The organism is Embleya sp. NBC_00896 (genome assembly GCF_045207785.1).
In the GTDB taxonomy this organism is placed as follows: domain Bacteria; phylum Actinomycetota; class Actinomycetes; order Streptomycetales; family Streptomycetaceae; genus Embleya.
In genome coordinates, this window is the sequence record NZ_CP108777.1 from 415773 (window position 1) to 432748 (window position 16976).

General features: G+C 70.1%; 20 protein-coding genes and 2 pseudogenes. 12 read left to right on the top strand and 10 right to left on the bottom strand.

The genetic code is table 11. The annotated features are described in order from the left end of the window. Positions 1-107: 107 nt before the first annotated feature. From OG928_RS35080 to OG928_RS35100, 5 genes are all read right to left on the bottom strand, one after another. On the bottom strand, positions 108-614 hold the full coding sequence (locus OG928_RS35080; RefSeq protein ID WP_406291505.1) for a hypothetical protein: 507 nt from the start codon (positions 612-614) through the stop codon (positions 108-110). Positions 615-726: 112 nt separating this feature from the next. Beyond that, entirely contained in the window at positions 727-1089 is a 363-nt protein-coding gene (locus tag OG928_RS35085) for a DUF3703 domain-containing protein (protein WP_331768223.1), read from the bottom strand. A 10-nt stretch (positions 1090-1099) separates the two neighbouring features. Then, positions 1100-1855 carry a cation transporter gene (locus tag OG928_RS35090; protein ID WP_331766037.1) on the bottom strand — a complete coding sequence of 252 codons (756 nt, stop codon included), beginning with the start codon at positions 1853-1855 and terminating at the stop codon, positions 1100-1102. Beyond that, positions 1855-2187, bottom strand: a complete 333-nt coding sequence (locus OG928_RS35095) for a metalloregulator ArsR/SmtB family transcription factor (protein WP_331768224.1) — start codon at positions 2185-2187, stop codon at positions 1855-1857. Before OG928_RS35095 ends, OG928_RS35090 begins: the two co-directional genes overlap by 1 nt. Positions 2188-2336: 149 nt before the next feature. Then, entirely contained in the window at positions 2337-3779 is a 1443-nt protein-coding gene (locus OG928_RS35100) for an MFS transporter (RefSeq protein WP_331766038.1), read from the bottom strand. A 258-nt stretch (positions 3780-4037) separates the two neighbouring features. Here OG928_RS35100 and OG928_RS35105 point away from each other — a divergent pair, with 258 nt between their 5' ends. Further along, complete coding sequence (locus OG928_RS35105) at positions 4038-4229, top strand: transposase (RefSeq protein ID WP_406292082.1); 192 nt, start codon at positions 4038-4040, stop codon at positions 4227-4229. A gap of 207 nt (positions 4230-4436) precedes the next feature. Next, entirely contained in the window at positions 4437-4940 is a 504-nt protein-coding gene (locus OG928_RS35110; RefSeq protein WP_331766039.1) for a GNAT family N-acetyltransferase, read from the top strand. A gap of 498 nt (positions 4941-5438) precedes the next feature. On the opposite strand, the pseudogene OG928_RS35115 reads toward OG928_RS35110, so the two are convergent. Further along, positions 5439-5690: pseudogene (locus tag OG928_RS35115) on the bottom strand (aldo/keto reductase); the annotation flags it as partial. Between OG928_RS35115 and OG928_RS35120 the strand changes: the two are divergent. Further along, a pseudogene (locus tag OG928_RS35120) lies at positions 5681-6328 on the top strand (transcriptional regulator); the annotation flags it as partial. The pseudogenes OG928_RS35115 and OG928_RS35120 sit on opposite strands and share 10 nt — an antisense overlap. Positions 6329-6473: 145 nt before the next feature. Further along, complete coding sequence (locus tag OG928_RS35125; RefSeq protein WP_331766041.1) at positions 6474-7115, top strand: hypothetical protein; 642 nt, start codon at positions 6474-6476, stop codon at positions 7113-7115. 87 nt (positions 7116-7202) lie between these two features. Here the strand turns inward: OG928_RS35125 and OG928_RS35130 are convergent, their stop codons facing one another. Then, complete coding sequence (locus OG928_RS35130; protein WP_331766042.1) at positions 7203-7505, bottom strand: helix-turn-helix transcriptional regulator; 303 nt, start codon at positions 7503-7505, stop codon at positions 7203-7205. A 66-nt stretch (positions 7506-7571) separates the two neighbouring features. Between OG928_RS35130 and map the strand changes: the two genes are divergently transcribed. From map to OG928_RS35145, 3 genes are all read left to right on the top strand, one after another. Then, the gene (map, locus tag OG928_RS35135) at positions 7572-8354 is read left to right on the top strand and encodes a type I methionyl aminopeptidase (protein ID WP_331766043.1); all 783 of its coding nucleotides are present in this window, start codon (positions 7572-7574) and stop codon (positions 8352-8354) included. Between the two features lie 209 nt (positions 8355-8563). Beyond that, a complete protein-coding gene (locus tag OG928_RS35140) occupies positions 8564-9115 on the top strand; it encodes a YciI family protein (RefSeq protein WP_331766044.1) in 552 nt (183 codons plus the stop codon). A gap of 111 nt (positions 9116-9226) precedes the next feature. Continuing rightward, on the top strand, positions 9227-9400 hold the full coding sequence (locus OG928_RS35145) for an alpha/beta hydrolase (RefSeq protein WP_406291507.1): 174 nt from the start codon (positions 9227-9229) through the stop codon (positions 9398-9400). Between the two features lie 119 nt (positions 9401-9519). Here OG928_RS35145 and OG928_RS35150 read toward each other — a convergent pair whose 3' ends face one another. The 3 genes from OG928_RS35150 to OG928_RS35160 all read right to left on the bottom strand — a co-directional run bounded on the left by OG928_RS35150 (position 9520) and on the right by OG928_RS35160 (position 10819). Next, a complete protein-coding gene (locus OG928_RS35150; protein WP_331766045.1) occupies positions 9520-9816 on the bottom strand; it encodes a hypothetical protein in 297 nt (98 codons plus the stop codon). A 5-nt stretch (positions 9817-9821) separates the two neighbouring features. Beyond that, positions 9822-10286 carry a helix-turn-helix transcriptional regulator gene (locus OG928_RS35155; protein ID WP_331766046.1) on the bottom strand — a complete coding sequence of 155 codons (465 nt, stop codon included), beginning with the start codon at positions 10284-10286 and terminating at the stop codon, positions 9822-9824. Positions 10287-10408: 122 nt separating this feature from the next. Beyond that, positions 10409-10819, bottom strand: a complete 411-nt coding sequence (locus OG928_RS35160; protein ID WP_331766047.1) for a VOC family protein — start codon at positions 10817-10819, stop codon at positions 10409-10411. Positions 10820-11336: 517 nt separating this feature from the next. Between OG928_RS35160 and OG928_RS35165 the strand changes: the two genes are divergently transcribed. The 5 genes from OG928_RS35165 to OG928_RS35185 all read left to right on the top strand — a co-directional run bounded on the left by OG928_RS35165 (position 11337) and on the right by OG928_RS35185 (position 16966). Next, complete coding sequence (locus OG928_RS35165) at positions 11337-11864, top strand: MarR family transcriptional regulator (RefSeq protein WP_331766048.1); 528 nt, start codon at positions 11337-11339, stop codon at positions 11862-11864. A gap of 103 nt (positions 11865-11967) precedes the next feature. Next, positions 11968-12411, top strand: a complete 444-nt coding sequence (locus tag OG928_RS35170; protein WP_331766049.1) for a hypothetical protein — start codon at positions 11968-11970, stop codon at positions 12409-12411. Positions 12412-12413: 2 nt separating this feature from the next. Further along, positions 12414-13286 (top strand): NmrA family NAD(P)-binding protein, encoded by an 873-nt coding sequence (locus OG928_RS35175; protein ID WP_331766050.1) that lies wholly within the window; start codon positions 12414-12416, stop codon positions 13284-13286. A 316-nt stretch (positions 13287-13602) separates the two neighbouring features. Continuing rightward, positions 13603-13944, top strand: a complete 342-nt coding sequence (locus OG928_RS35180) for an aminotransferase class III-fold pyridoxal phosphate-dependent enzyme (RefSeq protein WP_331768225.1) — start codon at positions 13603-13605, stop codon at positions 13942-13944. Between the two features lie 97 nt (positions 13945-14041). Then, positions 14042-16966 carry an AAA family ATPase gene (locus OG928_RS35185; protein WP_331766051.1) on the top strand — a complete coding sequence of 975 codons (2925 nt, stop codon included), beginning with the start codon at positions 14042-14044 and terminating at the stop codon, positions 16964-16966. The last annotated feature ends 10 nt before the right edge of the window (positions 16967-16976 follow it).

Consider the following 16976-nt stretch of genomic DNA (forward strand, 5'->3'; position numbering starts at 1 on the left):
CGGATTTCGCGCCAAGTGCGTGCGCTTCCCGAACCGCCCACCGACGCCGTACGCGTGCCGGGCATCGACGAGTTCGCGTTCGGCAAGGGGGGATCCATGGCACGGGTCTACTCCGATACCTGGGTGTAGCGGCCGTCCTCCCCGTTCAGGACACACCGTTCGTAGCGTTCCACGGGGTCGGACCATTCGTCGCGTTGCATGGCGTCGGACAAGTCCACGGTGACGCCCGCGGGTTCCAGGTGCTCGCGCAGCCGCCGCTGCATGGCCTCCCCGACGAAGTGGTGGCGCAGCGACAGGGACCGCAGGTGGGTGAGAGGTTGTCCGTCGAGCAGTGATTCCGCGCCGGTGTCGCTCAGGTTTCCCATCGACAGGTCCAGGGAGCTCAGCCGGGCGACCACCGGTGCAGCGGCGACAGCGGCGGCGATGTCGTCCTGGATCTCGCTGTTCATCAGCCCCAGGTGCCGCAGCCGGGGCAGGTTCCGTGCGGTGAGAAGGTCGGTGAGGTCGCCGACGGTCGCATCGCCGCCGTAGAACGCGACGCCGAGCCACAGGTCGAGGTGTTCCAGTGCGGGGAAGTCGGACGCGACGACCGCGCCCGGCAGGTGGGCGGGCATCCCGCCGGTTTGGAAGTTCAGACGGCGCAGGCGGGTGTGCCGTGTGGGCCGCAGGACCACACCGGCCTGGTCGCCCCGGCTCGGTTGACCGAAACGGTACGGGCCGGCGGGCTCATCGTGGGTGGGTGTCCGCCGGGCCGATGGACGCGGCGAGCAGGTCGGCGAGGTCCGGCGGGGTCGGCATCGGCGCGGTCATGGGCACGTTCGCCCGGCCGGTGTTCCCAACCGGGTAGCGCCCGGTGGCCGACCCGGGTGCGGCGACCACGAGCCGGACGAATTGCCCGGCCGCCTCGCGCACATCGCGGGTACGCGCTGCGCGGGCGAGCATCGCGGCGTGCACGCGGACGTGCGGCCACGCCCACGGCTGGGACAGGATGTGCGCCCGCTCCAGATGCGCCCACCCCTGCGGTCCCGGTGCGGCGGCGCGGGCGGCGGCCAACTCCGCCTCCAGCGCCGCTCGTACGGCAACAGGCATCTTCGACACGTCAATCCTCCTGTGTACCGGTCGACTTGCCGGTGCAGCACGGTCCGGTGCACCCGGACGCGCACCCGCATCGCGCCTCGGCGACGCCGGCTGCGGACCCGGGGGTGGCTCTGGTCGGGGGCGGGGCGGCGCAGCAGGTGTCCCCGCGCCAGGCTTCGCGGCCTTCCTTGACCGCGACGGCGGCGATCACCAGCGCGGCGACGGGGTCGGCCCAGGACCAGTCGAGGGTGGAGTCGAGGATCAACCCGACCAGCAGTACCGCGGACAGGTAGGTGCACAGCAGGGTCTGCTTGGAGTCCGCGACCGCGGAGGCGGACCCGTACTCGCGTCCCGCGCGGCGCTGCGCGTAGGACAGGCCGGGCATCACCGCGAGCGACAGCGCGGCCAGCACGATTCCGACGCTGGAGTGCTCGGCCTCGCCGGTGCCGGCGAGCGCGCGGGCGGCGTCGACGGTGACGTAGGCGGCGAGCGCGAAGAAGGACCACGCGATGATCCGCAGCGTGGCCTTCTCCCGCCGGGCGGGGTCGGCGGCGGTGAACTGCCAGGCCACCGCCGCGGCGGAGGCCACCTCGATCATCGAGTCCAGCCCGAACCCGACCAACGCGGTCGACGAGGCGGCCGTCCCGGCCGTGATCGCGACGACGGCCTCGACCACGTTGTAGGTGATCGTCGCGGCGACCAGCAGCCGTATCCGGCGCCGCAACCGCTCCTGCCGGGCCGGGGACGAGCCGAGGGTGAGCGAGACCGGCACGGCCATCAGCAGCATCCGTCGCCGTCGTTGTCGGCGCACGGCGCCGTCGGGTCCACGGCCAGGACCACGCCGAGCAGGTCGCCGAGGGCGTGCGCCAGGCGCGGGTCGGCCAGTTCGTACCGCAACCGCCGGCCCTCCGGCACCGCGACCACCAGGCCGCAACCGCGCAGACACGTCAGGTGGTTCGACAGGTTCGTCCGCGACACCCCGAGCGCCTCGGCCAGTTCGCTCGGGTACGCCGGGCCCTCCCGCAGCGCCAGCAGCAGCCGCGAACGTGTCGGGTCCGACAGGGCGTGCCCGAACCGGGCCAGCACCTCACCCTGCACCGCAATGGTCATCATACGCTGAACAATACAGCCGATGCTGAACAGTCTGGAGAGGGGGTGTGCCAGGGTCGGCCGCGCGCGGCGAGAAAGCGCAGGTCTGTTCGGCGGTTGTCCTTCGGGTCACGATCGAGGGCGCCCGGACCACCGGGTCGCCCGTCCGGTCAATCCCGGGCGGGGAGCAGATCGCGGTCATCGGTTTGCTCGACCCGTGACGGCGCGCCGGTCCGACGCAGGACGGTGAGGGCGATGAGGACGGCGGCGACCAGGAGCGCGGCGCCGAGGGTCAGACCGAGCGCGTATCCGTCGTTGAGGGCCTCGGGGGTGGTGGTGTCACCGGTGCGGTCGTGTGCCGCGGTGCCGAGGGCGGCGAGTCCGAGGGAGGCACCGATCTGGCGCGAACTGGCAAGCAGGCCCGAGGCGGTGCCGGTCTCGTGGGGCGCGACGCCGGCGGTGGCGATGGACACGACCGGTCCCAGGCAGAGCCCGAAGCCGAAGCCGGCGACGATCGAGGGCCCCAGGACGTCGGTGCCGAAGGCGCCGTCGGAGCTGATCAGGCCGAACCAGGCGAGCCCGGTCGCGGTCAGGAGTCCGCCGCCGACCAGCAGGATGCGGGGGGCGAGTCGGTAGCCGAGTTTGACGGCGACCACGGAGCCGGCGATCACAGCGAAGGCGAACGGCAGGAACATCGTCCCGGTCAGCGCCGGCCCCGTCCCGAGGACTTGTTGGAGGTAGAGGGACACGAAGTAGAAGGACGATGCCATGGCCGCCCCCACCAGGAGGTTGTAGGCGTTCGCGCCGGCCACCGAGCGATTGGCGAACAAGCCGAGCCGGAGCAGCGGTTCGCGGGCGGTGGTCCGCTCGACGTGGATGAACGCGGCCAGCAGCGCGACCGCGACCGCCAGGGTCGTCAGCGTGACCGAGGAGGTCCACGAGTACCGATCGGTGCGGACGACGCCGAACACCAGCAGCGTCATGCCCGACGCGGCCAGGACGGCGCCGAGCACGTCCGGACGGCCGCCGCGCGCGGTCGGCGCGCTCTCGGCGATGCCGCGCCAGGCCAGGGCCAGCGCGCATGCGGCCATCGGCACATTCACGAACATCACCCAGCGCCAGCCGGCGTACTCGGTGAGCAGGCCGCCTATCAGCACGCCGAAGGCGCCCCCCGCGGCGTTCGTCGCGCTCCATACTCCGAAGGCCCGGACGCGGGCCTTGCCCGTGGGAAACGTCGCCGTCAGCAGCGCCAGCGCGGCCGGAGCCAGCGCGGCAGCCCCGATGCCCTGCGCGGCTCGGGCGGCGACGAGATGGCCGGGCTCCCGAGCGAAGCCGCCGAGGAGAGAGGCGAGGCCGAACAGGCCGAGCCCGAGCAGCAGAACCCGCTTGCGGCCGTACCGGTCGGCGGCCTTGCCACCCAGGAGGAGCAGCCCGCCGAAGGTGAGGGCGTAGGCGTGGATCACCCAGGTCAGGCCCACCGCGCCGAAGCCGAGACCGGCGGCGATCTGCGGGAGTCCGACGTTCACGACCGACAGGTCCAGCGACACCATGAACTGCACGACGGCCACCACGGCGAGCGTGACCCCTGGCCGAGCACTCGAGCTATTCGTCATCGCGAACTCCATCCTCGGCGTCGCCGACCGACTTTTCGAACATGTTCCGAAAGTAGCAGCGAGGCAGTCCGCTGTCGACCACGAATGCCCACCGCCCGCACCAATCTCCGGACGCGGGACGGCGGGAGGGCGGAACGGCACGAGCCCGACGGGATCCAACGCTTGTTGGCGTCGGCGTCGTAGGACCCGGACGAACTCCGGCACGACGTCCGGGAGTTCGTCGCGGAACGTCTCGGCGAACCGACGACCTGAGTCCTGATCGTCGACGACACCGGCTCCGTCAAGAAGGGCGTCACGTCCGCCGGCGTCGGACGTCAACACACCGGCACGTCCGGGAAGATCGACAACTGCCGGATAGGCATGTTCGTCGCCTACGAGTCCCGCCGGGAGCGGGCGTTGGCCGACCCGAACTCGGCCGCGCCCGTTGGGCGTTGGCCCACCGCAGCCTGAGCGATCCCACGGAGATCGCCGCCGGGCCGTCGCCCACCGCTGCCACTACCAACGCGGAAGCCGTCGATATTCAGCGTCCATCCAGACATCCCAGACAGACTGGAAACGCGCTCGATATGGCCACTGACCTGCGGATATATCGAACCGTTGCTGGAGTACCAGTACTCCAGCCGTAGTTCGTGATGATCCGTGGGGCAGAGTAAGGGCATGTCTACGTACGAGACGATGTCGTTCCGCCTTGAGACCGAGCGGCTCATACTGCGGCCGTGGGCTGAGTCGGACGCTGCCGAGTTCTGCGCCCTCCTCTCCGAACGCGGCAAGGAGACGCCCACGGTTGAGCACACCCGGGCGGCCATCGCGAAGCTACTCACCGCGACGGAGAGCACGGGGATTGCCCTGCTGCCCATCCAGCGCCGTGACGAAGGCGACTTCATCGGCTACTGCGGGTTGATCATCGGCCGCTCCACCGTGGAGGAGCCTGAAATCGCGTATGAGCTGTTCCAGCGCGCGCATGGGTGTGGCTACGCCACCGAGGCGGCCAGGGCGGTGGTCGATGCCGCAATCGCGACCGGGCGGAAGCGGCTCTGGTCGACCGTCGGCGCGTGGAACACACCGTCATTGCGTGTCCTTGAGAAGCTCGGGTTCGAGCGGGATCGCGTTTCCACGGAAGACAGCGGTGAAGTGGTGTGGCTCACACGCTCGTTGCCGTGACGCGGGATCGTGCTCCCGGGGCTGCATGCTCACGTGATCGAGTGCGCTCCGGCAGAGCGCGCGGCTTGACGGCAGTGCCGGCCGGCTCGGGAACGGACTTGGTGGCGGCGACGCCAGTAGGACCAGCTGAGCCGGTGGGCCGCGTCGTGGGCGCGTTGGGCAACGAGGGCGATGAACGGGCGCGCGATCTCGTTGCAGGTGAGCGGGATCAACGCGTCCGGTGCGGGGCGGCCGGTTGTGTTCAGTTCGCGGGTGGTGCGGCTGCGGCGGAGCAGCAGGTAGCGGTGCCCGGCCCTGGGGTTGTGCAGTGCGATGTGGGCCCAGTCGTAGAAGCGTTGCCCCTTTGTGCTGCTCCCGGCGGTCCGGTACCGGCACCGCCACCGTCGCGCGTGGTGTCGCCGAGTTGGCCGGGGCACCCCGTGCCGACTGCACAGGGCAGATGTGCCGATGATCGCCCCGAGGGCGGCGGTAGCGCCGTCCTCGGGGCTCGATCGGGTATCAGCGGCGGGTTTCGACCTTCAGGTCGCCGTGGGTCACCGCGCGCATCCTGTCGCCGGCGAGCATGTCGTGCGGGAAGCCGAGCTCGATCGCGCCGACCTCGTCGAGGCGGGCCAGTTGGGGGGCCGTGAAGTCGACCTCCAGGGCGCCCAGGTTCTCCTCCAGCTGTGCGGGAGTGCGGGCGCCGATGAGCGATGCCGTCACACCCGGGTTCTGCAGGGTCCAGGCCAGCCCGACCTGGGCAGGGCCGCGGGCTGCGGCCCTCGGCGAACGTGGTGGAGGCGCTGGCCCGGGCGCTGCGCCTGGCCCCCGACGAACGCGCCTACCTCTTCAACCTGGCCCGGCAGCGCCCCCGCAACGCCGACAAGCCCGCCACCACTGCGGCGCCGCCGCTGGCCCGGCTGGTCGCCGACCTGTCGCCGCTGCCGGCCATGCTGATGAACCACCGCTACGACATCCTGGCCTGGAACGGCGAAATGGCGAGGCTGCTACTGGATTTCGACACCCTGCCGCCGTCGCAGCGCAATGCGATGTGGCTGTGCCTGATGCATCCGGAGATGCGTGAGTTCTATGTCGACCGCGAACGCGTCGTGCGGGAGGGGATCGCCCACCTGCGCGCTGCGTGGGCCGCGCATCCGGAGGATCGGGCGTTGACCGACCTCATCGCCGAATTCACCACTCGTGACGAGGAGTTCGCGCGATTGTGGGCGGAGCGAGACATCAAGGTCAACGGCCGCGGGCGCAAGGTGATGCGACATCCCGACGTCGGTGTGATCGCAGTGCATTTCGAAGTGCTCATGCCACTTCAAGATCCGGACCAGCGGTTGGTGATCTACCGCGCCGCGGACGATGAGAGCCAGTCGGCATTGGACCGGTTGTGCGCACGGTGATGTCGAGCCGTCCATTCGTACACTGAACGGCCACGTCGAACCGTCGTTCCGGCATGGTCGAACCGATCCTGGCGTGCCCCGTCTGCCGGCCCGCGCGGACGAAAATCGCACGACAACCCGGTCCGTTGTCGGCGACACTGACGCGATGTTGATCGTGGACGCCGTGCTGGAAACGCCCAATCTCACCGGCTTCACCCTGTGGCCCGTTGCGGACCTTCCCGCCTTCCAACTCATGGAGGTCTCGGGTCGGATGACGCCGTCGGAGGTGGGCACCGCGATGGCGATCCTCACGGCCAACGGCTTCGAGAGGGAGGACGAAAGGGGCCCGGCGACGGACGCCGTGGATCATGTCCGACGCATGATCGAGGCCGAGGGGGTGGGCGCGGATGGCGGGTTGCGTTTCCGGGATGCCGACCTCGACCTCGAAATACGGCCGGGGTGTTGTTCGCGCCTGTACGAATGGCGCGATTGGCTCGCGGTCATGGACGGCGGTGTCCCGGAGTGGCTGGGCCACGACCCCTGGCCCACGGTCGAACACGCCGGGCCCGTGGTCCGCGTGTGGCAGGAGGGCGGCGAGCCCGGCGACACGCCGTCGGGCCGGCACGTCGATATCCCGAAGGCCAACCTGCCCGTCGTTCTGGAAGCGCTACAAAACGATCTGCGCGGCTTCCTCGCGCTCGCCGAGGAGTGGGCCGGTCAATACTGTTCCTCCGTGCAGTCCCCCCTGATCACCAAGCTCGACGAGGACTTGACGATCACCGCGCCCCTGTGGCCCGGCTCTCGCTGAGCACATCGGGACGGTGGGCCGTCACAAGGTGGTCCGGTGCTCGGCTTCGGTGCTTGCGGCGGCCCAGAACGCCTCGTGGACTGAGACTTACGAGGCCAACCGCTCACGTGTGTTGTGACCAGGGCTGGTCGGTTCGACATCGCGTTCGAGCTGGTTGATCTCGGCCCACACCGCATCGAGGGAGAGGTCGAGGGCATCGGCGATCGCAGCGATGGTCGGGAAGGCGGGGGTCGCTACGCGGCCCGTCTCGATCTTCCGGAGAGTCTCCGGTGAGACGCGTGCATCGAGCGCGGTCTCGAGCAGCGAGCGCTCTCCCCTGGCGCGACGTAGGAGGGCGCCGAGGCGCTGTCCGCGCTCGACCTCTGCGGGAGTGAGCGGCAATCTGACCATGGCTCCGATTCTAGTACCGGTATAGTTTGGCCGGTATAGTTATTGGTTGCATGAGAAGGGCGCCGCATGATCGAGATCCTGAACCCCACCGAACTGGCCCGAGCAAAGGACACAGGCGCCCTGGTCGCCGGCATCTTGCAGACACTGAAGAGCCGTAGCGCGGTCGGCACGAACCTCCTGGACATCGATCGGTGGGCCCAGGCCATGATCGTCGAGGCCGGAGCACAGTCCTGCTACGTCGACTACGCGCCGTCCTTCGGACGCGGGCCGTTCGGCCACTACATCTGCACGGCCGTCAACGACGCGGTGCTTCACGGACTGCCATACGACTACACGCTTGCCGACGGCGATCTGTTGACGCTCGACCTCGCCGTCTCCAAAGGCGGAGTCGCCGCGGACGCTGCCATCAGCTTCATCGTGGGCGAATCGAAGCCCCCGGAGAGCGTCGCGATGATCAGCGCAACCGAACGCGCCTTGAGCGCAGGGATAGCCGCTGCCGGACCCGGGGCTCGCATCGGTGACATCTCCCATGCCATCGGCTCGGTCCTCAGCGCGGCGGGGTACCCGATCAACACCGAGTTCGGAGGTCATGGCATCGGATCAACGATGCACCAGGACCCGCACGTTTCGAACACGGGGCGGCCCGGCCGTGGGTACAAACTGCGCCCCGGGCTTCTGCTGGCACTGGAGCCGTGGGTCATGGCGGACACCGCCGAGCTCGTCATCGATGCCGACGGGTGGACGCTCCGAAGTGCGACAGGCTGCCGGACGGCACACAGCGAGCACACGATCGCCATCACCAACGACGGAGCCGAAATCCTCACCTTGCCGAAGCAGGTGCACTCGTGAGGTCAGAGCCACGCGTGCCCCTGTGTTCCTGGCGCCTCATCGCGAATCACCGGTGAGATTCGGCGCGCCGCCGTCCATGGCGTTCTTCAAGGGCATGGCGTACGTCGCCTACCGCAGGAGCGACGACGAGGCCGCCCTCAGCTTCGCCGAACAGTCATCGCAGTGAAACCCGCTCGACCCGGCTACCTCCTTGAAGAGACCCTGTAGGCATGGAGTTCTTCTGCTACCACCGCGACCGGCCCGGCTCCGCAGCGCTGCGCGACGAGCTACTGCAAGAGCATTGGTCCTATATGGATCAGTACGCGAAGGAGATGATCGCCCGGGGACCGACCCTCGCCGACGACGGCGACACGCCCACCGGCAGCGTGCACATCGTCGACCTGCCCGATCCCGTCGCCGCCCGGGCGTTCGCCTTCGACGAGCCGAACTACCAGGCCGGCGCGTACCGGGATGTGCTGGTGCGACGGTGGCGCAACACGCTGGGACGCACCATGTGGGACTTCCCCGGTGGCCGGACCGATGGCACCCGTTACCTGGTACTCGGCCTCGGTACGGGCCATGCCGCCGACCTCGCGGTGCCGCGCGACCGGGACGAGCTGATCGCCTATGGGCCACTGCTGTCCGACGACGGCGCCACCTGGCTGGGCACGGCGGTGTTGGTCCGGGCCCCGGACCCGGACACGGCACGCGCCGTCCTGACCGCGGACCGGTACGCCGACATCGAGGTGCACAACTGGCAGTTCGGCGGGCGGCCGTCATGACCCGAGAACGTCCAGACCACCGATGTCACCCTCGGTTGGCTCCAGTTCGCACTCGGGGAACTTGCAGGAACTGACGGGGTCGGCGTGACCCGGCGAACGCGGCGGCCTGCGATGGGCTCGGTCGCACTGCGCGGCCAACTGCCGAGTTCCAGACTGATCACCCTGCACGGCGCCAACCAGCACGGGATCTACGGCACCTACGGCAACGCCTGCGTCGACAACCAGGTCAACACGTACCTGGCCACGGGCAAGCTGCCCGCGAGTGACCGAACCTGCGTCAAGTAGGCAGTAATACAGCCGGTAAGGCACCACCGACGGGCGTGGCCGGGCACGCCCGTCGGTGCGCGCCGCGCCGGCGGGTGGTCGGTGATCGGCGAACGGGTGGGAGAGGCGGCGATGACACGTCAGGGCGTGAGTGCCGGCGCTGCGGCCTCCCAGGCAAACCCGTCCGGGTCGGTGAAAGGTGCGGCATCGCCGCCGATCGTGAGTTGGTGCGATCCGGTGCTGTCGGGAGAGACGCCGGCGTCCTTGGCAAGGGCGCCGCGCCGGTACAGCGCCGGCGTGAACCCGCGGAAGCCGGTCGTCGGCGCCTCCGAGGCCCGCAGTCGTATCTGCGTGCCCAAACCGAAGGCGGCGGTGTAGAAGCGGTCGGCGGCCGCAACGTCGGCCACGTCGAGGGTCACGGATGCAATGGATGTCATGACCATCACGCTGGTTGCGGCTCGGCGACCGGCGCTTCTTGATTCCTGACCGGTCTTGTCACCTGCTTCGCCACACACGGCGGCATCCCCGCCGCGGCGCCCGTTGCGCGGCGCCGGTAGGTGCTGGGCGACATGCCGACCAGCTCGGTGAAGCGGGTGCTGAAGGTGCCCAGCGATGAGCAGCCGACCGCGAAGCAGACCTCGGTGACGCTGAGGTCGCCACGACGCAGCAGCGCCGTCGCCCGTTCGATGCGACGCGTCATCAGGTACGCGTACGGCGACTCGCCGTAGGCCAGCCGGAACTGGCGGCTGAGGTGCCCGGCCGACATGTTCACGCCGCGGGCGAGCGCCTCGACGTTCAGCGGCTGCGCGTACTCCCGGTCGATCCGGTCGCGGACTCGGCGCAGTCGCGCGAGGTCGCGCAGGCGCTGCGCCTCGGCGCGTGCGCGCCCCCACGAGGGGTGACACATGAGTGAACTCCATTCATCGATGTCCGCGAGCACCCGGTCGCCAGCCGAGGCAGGCGGCGAGGCGCTCGATGGCGTTGACCGACTTGCCGGAGTCGACGAGCCGGTATCGATAACCGGACGGGTCAGCGAACCTCCTGGATGCGGACCAGGTTGCCCGCGGGATCGCGGAAGGCGCAGTCGCGGATGCCGTACGGCTGCTCGGTCGGCTCCTGGACGACCTCGGCGTCACCCCCCTGGAGCTTCTCGAAGGTGCCGTCGAGGTCCGGGGTGGCCAGCAGGATCCAGCCGTAGGTGCCCTTGGCCATCATCTCGGCGATGGTGCGGCGCTCGTCCTCGGTCACCCCGGGGTCGACGGCCGGCGGCGCCAGGAGAATGGACGTGCTGGGCTGACCGGCGGGCCCGACCGTGATCCAGCGCATCTTGCCCTGCCCGACATCGCTGCGGACCTCGAAGCCGAGGGCGTCGCGATAGAAGGCCAGGGACGCGTCCGGGTCGTCATGCGGGAGAACGCTCGTGTGAATGGTGATGTCCATGACGATCATGCTAGGCGCGTCTCCCCGACCCACGCTTCTCGATTCGTGACCGATCCGGCCACCCGTTTCCCCGCACACGGTCGCTCCCTTGCCGTCGCGCGCACCGTCTGACGCCGCGCCCCCCGGGACCTCCTCAACATCGCGCGACGACGCCGAGCATGGCGTGTTCGCTGAGGGGCGAAGGGGCTTCACGATCCAGCGTTCGTCGGGACGGTGGCGGATGTGCGGTTGCTCTGGGAGGCGCAGGGGACGGTGATGTGTTGCGCGTTGGGCGGGGTTCCCGGGCTTTCGGTGGTGCGCGTCGCCCCGGGCGACGCGGCGGCCCGCGGCTGGTGCGCCCGCGCGGGGCCCGGGCCCGCACCGCCCGGCTCGTGGGCGCCGGTGTGCTCGCCGGGGTCCTCGGCGGGCCGGTTTGGCCAAGAGGCAGTCAGGTAGTCGGGTAGTCAGGCAGTCAGGTGCCATCGGGTCCTCGACGGCCGGCTTGACCATGAAGTAGTTAGGTGCCATATTAATTTCCATGGCGCACGACGACGATGCCGCGAACGCGGCTCCCACCCTTGATCAGGCCCGGCGGCAGATCGACCGCTACGGCCTGTCCGCCGACCCGCAGGCGGTACTGGTGGCCGTCCGGCTCATGACCGCCGGCGCCCGACTCGGGCAGGCGTCCGAGGTGCACTTCGCGCGCTTCGGGCTGTCCACCGGTCGCTATCGACTCCTGGTCGACCTGGAGGACCACGAGGGCGAGAAGTCCCCTTCGCAGCTTGCCGCCGCTCTCGGTGTGAGCCGGGCCACGGTGACCGGGCTGGTCGACGGCCTGGAGCGGGACGGGCTGGTCGCGCGTCGCGCGTCCGCCGAGGACGGCCGCGGCGCGGTGGTCGTACTGACCGCCCGCGGCGCGCAGCGGTTGCGCGACATGGCGGCCGAGCACTTCGACCGACTACAGGCTCTGGTGTCCGGCCTGACACCCGACGAGCGGGGCGTATTCCTCGACCTCCTCGGGCGGATCACGCAGGGCATCGGGGCATTGACCGTCGAGAAGCCCTAGTCGGCCGAGGCGCAGCGAGGCGAACCGCCCTGCCCGTCGGGCGGTTCGCCTTTCTCACGGCCATATAGTTAGCTACCTAATCATCATTGGAGATCGAGAACCGATGCCCCCACCCTTCACCCTGTGGCGCGAGGTGGCCGTCGCCTACCTCGCCCCCGCCCTCACCGCGGGCGCCGCCGGAATCGCCACCGGGCAGAGCGACTTGGCCATCGCCGCCGTCACGTCCATAGCCGGCACCTCGGCCCTCGTCGCGACCCTGGTCGGCACCTGGCTCCAGCGCGGAGGCCGCCCGCGCCCGTGGACGCTCGCCGCCCCCAAGGTGCTGCTCATCGCCGCGCTCGCCCTCGTCGCCGGCATCCTCGGCGCCGCCGCCGGGCTTTCCGCCGAGTGGATACCCGCGCACACCGCCGTACCCGACGCGGCCTGGCTCACCCGCCTGCGCATCGACCTTCCGCTGTCCGCCGCCCTCGCCGCCACCATCATCACGTGGCGCTGGCGCGGCGTCTGGCGTCGAACCCCCACCCACCACCGCAGCGAAGGAGCATGAGGATGATCGCCGTCATGGGCGCGAGCGGCGCCACCGGAGGAGCCCTGTTGGCTCGGCTCGCCGAACTGGGCGTACCCGCCCGCGCGTTGACCCGACACCCGGAACCGCTGCGGGCGGCACTCGCGGACCGGCCGCACCACGGCAACCGGGTCGACGTCGTCCGCGCGGACGCCGAGGACCCCGACACGCTGCGCTCGGCCTTCACCGGGACCCGGCAGGTGTTCCTCGCCATGGCCAACGGCCCACGCCAGGTCGAACTCGAGTGCGACGCCGTCGACATGGCCGTCGAGTGCGGCGTCGAGCACATCGTGAAGCTGTCCGCACCCGAGGCCGGGCCGGACTCCCCGGTGGCCGTCTCCCGCGACCACCACACCATCGAGGAACACCTGCGCGGCACCGAGATCCCGCACACGGTCCTGCGGCCCTACGCGTTCATGCAGAAACTGCCGCTCCTGGCCCCGGGGATCCGACACGGCGGCGTCATCGTCGGCACGATGCAGGACGCGCCGTGCAACTACATCGACGTCCGCGACATCGCCGACGTCGCCGAAGCGGCGCTGACCAGACCCGAAGTGGCGGGCGGCACCTACCACCTGACCGGCGGCGAGACGGTGAGCCACCCGCAACTCGCCGAACGGCTCAGCCTCCTGCTGCGACGCCCGATCCGCTACGTCGACCTGCCGCCCGAGGCTTTCCGCGAGCACTTGATCCGCACGGCGGGCATGTCGGACCGGCTCGCGTCGCACGTGGCGGAGATCCAGCGCCTGGCGGTCACCCACCCGGAACGACCGACCGGCGACGTCGCGCGACTCCTCGGCCGCCCGCCGCGGACTCTCGACAACTTCCTGGGCGAACACGCGGCCGCGTTTCGCTGACCCGAGTCCACCACGAGCTCGAACCCGAGCCGACAAGCCGTGGAGGGGCGAATCTGCCCCGCCCCTCCACAGCCGCGCCGTCGCGCGTCCCGCCGCCACGCGGCTTCCCACGGTCACGCCGTCGGGACGTCAGGCCGTCAGGCCGTCAGGCGTCACGCCGATACCTCGGCGCGGCTCACCCCGGCATCGCCGGCGTCACTGCGGCTGCCCGACCCGGTGGGACCCGATCTCGAACCATTGCGCGAGCGCCGGCGAGATCCACTGCAGGACGGCCGGCTCGGCGCAGAACAGCGCGTAGGCGTCCGCGAAGAACCCACTGGCCGCCGCCGTCGGCCATGCCGTGGTCGGGCTGCTGCGCAGTGGTGAGTACCAGGCCCGCGCGGCCGCTCTCGGCGAGCGGCTGCGCGGCCGGCTGGAGGATCTGACCGGCCGGGGCGTGGTCGCCGTCAGGTCCCGTGGCTTGTGGGCCGGTATCGACCTCGACCCCGCACTGATCACCGGACGCGATGCCTGTATGCGGCTCCTGCACCACGGCGTGCTCGCCAAGGACACCCACGGCTCCACCCTCCGGCTCGCCCCGCCACTGGTCATCGAGCCCGATCAACTGGACTGGATGTGCGATCGGCTGGGCGAAGTCCTGGCACAGGCCAGGGCCTGATGTCCGGCGGGCAGCGTCGGGCACGGCCGGAGGAGCCGCCGGTTCCCCCGCCGACTTCGAAACGGTGTGCCGGGCTGTGCCAAGAAGGGGATTCGTCGTGACTGAGGCGTATGACAGGCCGGAACTGCGCGTGGACATGGCGCCGTTCGTCGGCAGGGCCGCGGAGCTCGGCCGGCTGGACTGCGTGCTGGAGCGGCTGGGGAAAAGCGGTCCGTCGGTCGTCGATGTCACGGGTGAGGCCGGCATCGGCAAGAGTCGGCTGCTGGTGGAGTTCTGCGAGCGGGCCCGCCGCCGGGGGCTGACCGTGCTGCGTGGCCGGGCTACGGAGTACGAGCGGCACAGCCCGTTCCGGCCGTTCGCTGATGCTTTCGCTGATCTCGATGAGCGAGCGTTTCGGGCTTATCCGGTTCTGTCGGAGCTCTCCCCGATTTTGCGAGGCGTCATTGAAGGGCCGGGCGGGCCGGTGACCGGTGACCGGTTCGGCCTTTACCAGGCGACGGCGGCCGTGTTGGGCCGTCTTGGCCGCCCGGGACTGGTGATGATCCTGGACGACCTGCACTGGGCGGACCCGGCGTCGCTGGGGCTTTTGGACCACCTGGTTCGGCATCCGGCCCCGGCGCCATTGCTGTTGGTCGTCTCACGCCGTAACCGTCAGGCGCCGACAGCGCTCGCCACCGGACTGGCCCGTGGTGTGGACACCGGGACAGTGCTGCGGCTCGTTCTGGAGCCGCTCGGCGAACGTGACTGCGTCGAAAAGCTCGCCTCCGACTTGCCTGGGCCGCAGGCAGCCGAGCTCTACTTGGCGAGTGAGGGCAACCCGCTGTATTTCCTCGCTCTCCTCAAGGCGCATCGCGGGACCCAACTCCCGCAGGTGCGTTGCTCCACACGGCAGGCTTCTGCCGCGTTCGGCGGACCGGATGGTCTGCCCGCTGACCTCCAAGCGCTACTGCTCGACGAACTGTCGCCGCTGAGCCCGCTGGAACGCCGGACTATCGAGGCCGCAGCTGTCCTTGGCGACCACGCCACTCCCGACCTGATCAGTGCCATCACCAGCGCCCGCGTCACCGACATCATCGAGGCCCTGCACCAGGTGATGCGGCGCGACCTGCTGCGGCAGGGGCAGGGCGGGCGCGGGCTGGCGCTGCGCCACCCGCTGATCCGGGCGCTGGTCCACGACTGCATCCCCCCTTGGCAGCGTGAGGAGTTGCATCGCCGGGCGGCAGCGGAGCTGGAACGGGCCGGTGCGTCCGCCGTCGAGCGGGCACACCACCTCGAACAGTCACTGACCAGATGGGACCCGCAGGCGGCCGCCGTACTGACCACCGCCGCCGAACAGATCGCCGCGACGGCTCCCGCCATCTCCGCCCACTGGCAGCAGATTGTGCTGCGGCTTCTTCCGGACACCCCGGAACACACTGACAGACGCCGCAAACTCATGCTACGGCGTGCCCACGCGCTCGGCGTGACCGGCGGGTTGAGGGAGAGCCGTAAGCTGCTGCACCAACTGATCGACATGCCAGGTGAGGATGAGAACGACGTCCGCACCTCCGCGGTGGCGCTCTGCGCCCTCATGGAGTGCCGGCTCGGCCGCTACACGGAGAGCGGCGCGCTGCTGCGCCGCGAACTTGCCCGCTCGCCCGGACGACCGGCGGCCCAGACGGTCGAACTCCGCCTGCAACTGGTCCACTGCTCGCTGTCCGCCGCCCGCTTTCCTGAGGTGCGCACGGAGATCACCGAGGCGCTGGCGATGGCACGTTCCCACAGCGACGAAATCTGCGAGATGCGCGCCTTGGCGCTGGCCGCCATGGGCGAGGGGTACGAGGGCGACATGGCCGCTGCCCGCAGGTTCGCCGAACCTGCGGCCCAGCTGGCGGACGCGATGACCGACAACGACCTCGCCGGCCTGTGCGAATCCCTGTGCAGGCTGGCCTGGGCCGAAGTACTTCTGGAAAATTACGCCACCGCGGAACGGCACGCCAACCGGGGACTGGAGATAGCCCGGCGGACCGGCCAGCTCTACCTGCTGCCGCAGTTGTTGCTGTGCAAGGCGCACGTCCACCTCAACACCTGCCGGATCACGACCGCGTTGGAACTGGCCGACGAGGCCGAGTCCATCACGCGGGCCCTGGGCAGCAGCGAACTGCTCGCCTTCACCCTGGCGTTCAGGTCCCAGATCCTGCAGCATGCACGCCCCCCGGGCGATTTGGCCGCACTGGCCGTCGCCGAGGAGGCGGTGGCCGCGGCCGGAACGAGCAACAGTTGGTGGGCGTCACTGGCCTGGTGCATGCTCGCCCACGCCGCCTACATCGCCGGTGATCCACACCGGACACGGAAAATCCTGCTGCACCCGGGCGGTTTCGGAAGGAACCTGCGGCGGCTGCAGCCCTCGGTACGGTGCTACTTCCTGGAACTGCTCGCGGCCACCGCCCTCGCCACCGGTGACCTGGAAGAAGCCGAACACTGGGCCGAGCGTGCCCACAAGGAAGCCGAACAGCTCGGCCTGCTGGCCCAGCGCGGAGCAGCGTTACGCAGCCACGCCCAGATCGCGGCACACCGGGGTGACACGGCCATGGCGGCCCGCCTGTACGTCGAAGCCGCGGCGAACAGCGCGCGGTTCGGGGCGGTGCTCCGGGAGGCGCAATCCCTGTTGTTCGGTGCTCCGCTCATGAAGGCCGCCGGAGATGGCCCCCGCGCGGTCGCCATGTGGCACAGGGGTTCCCACCTGGCCTCGGCGGGCGGAGCACGACTGCTGGCCGATCTGGCCGAACTGGTACGCCCGGCGGTGTTCGAGGACCCGGCCACACTGGCGGCACCGGCCGACGCGCTGGCCAAGTTGACCCTACGCGAGCGGGAGATCGCCAAGTTGGTCGCCAAAGGCCTCACCAGTCAGGCGATCGCCACCGAGCTCTGCCTCAGCCGCCGCACAATCGAGTCCCACCTTGGCCGGATTTACCGCAAGACGGCAGTGTCGTCCCGCGCCGCGCTGGCAACCCTGGTGGCCGACAGCAGCGCGGTCGGGTAGCACGTGAGGT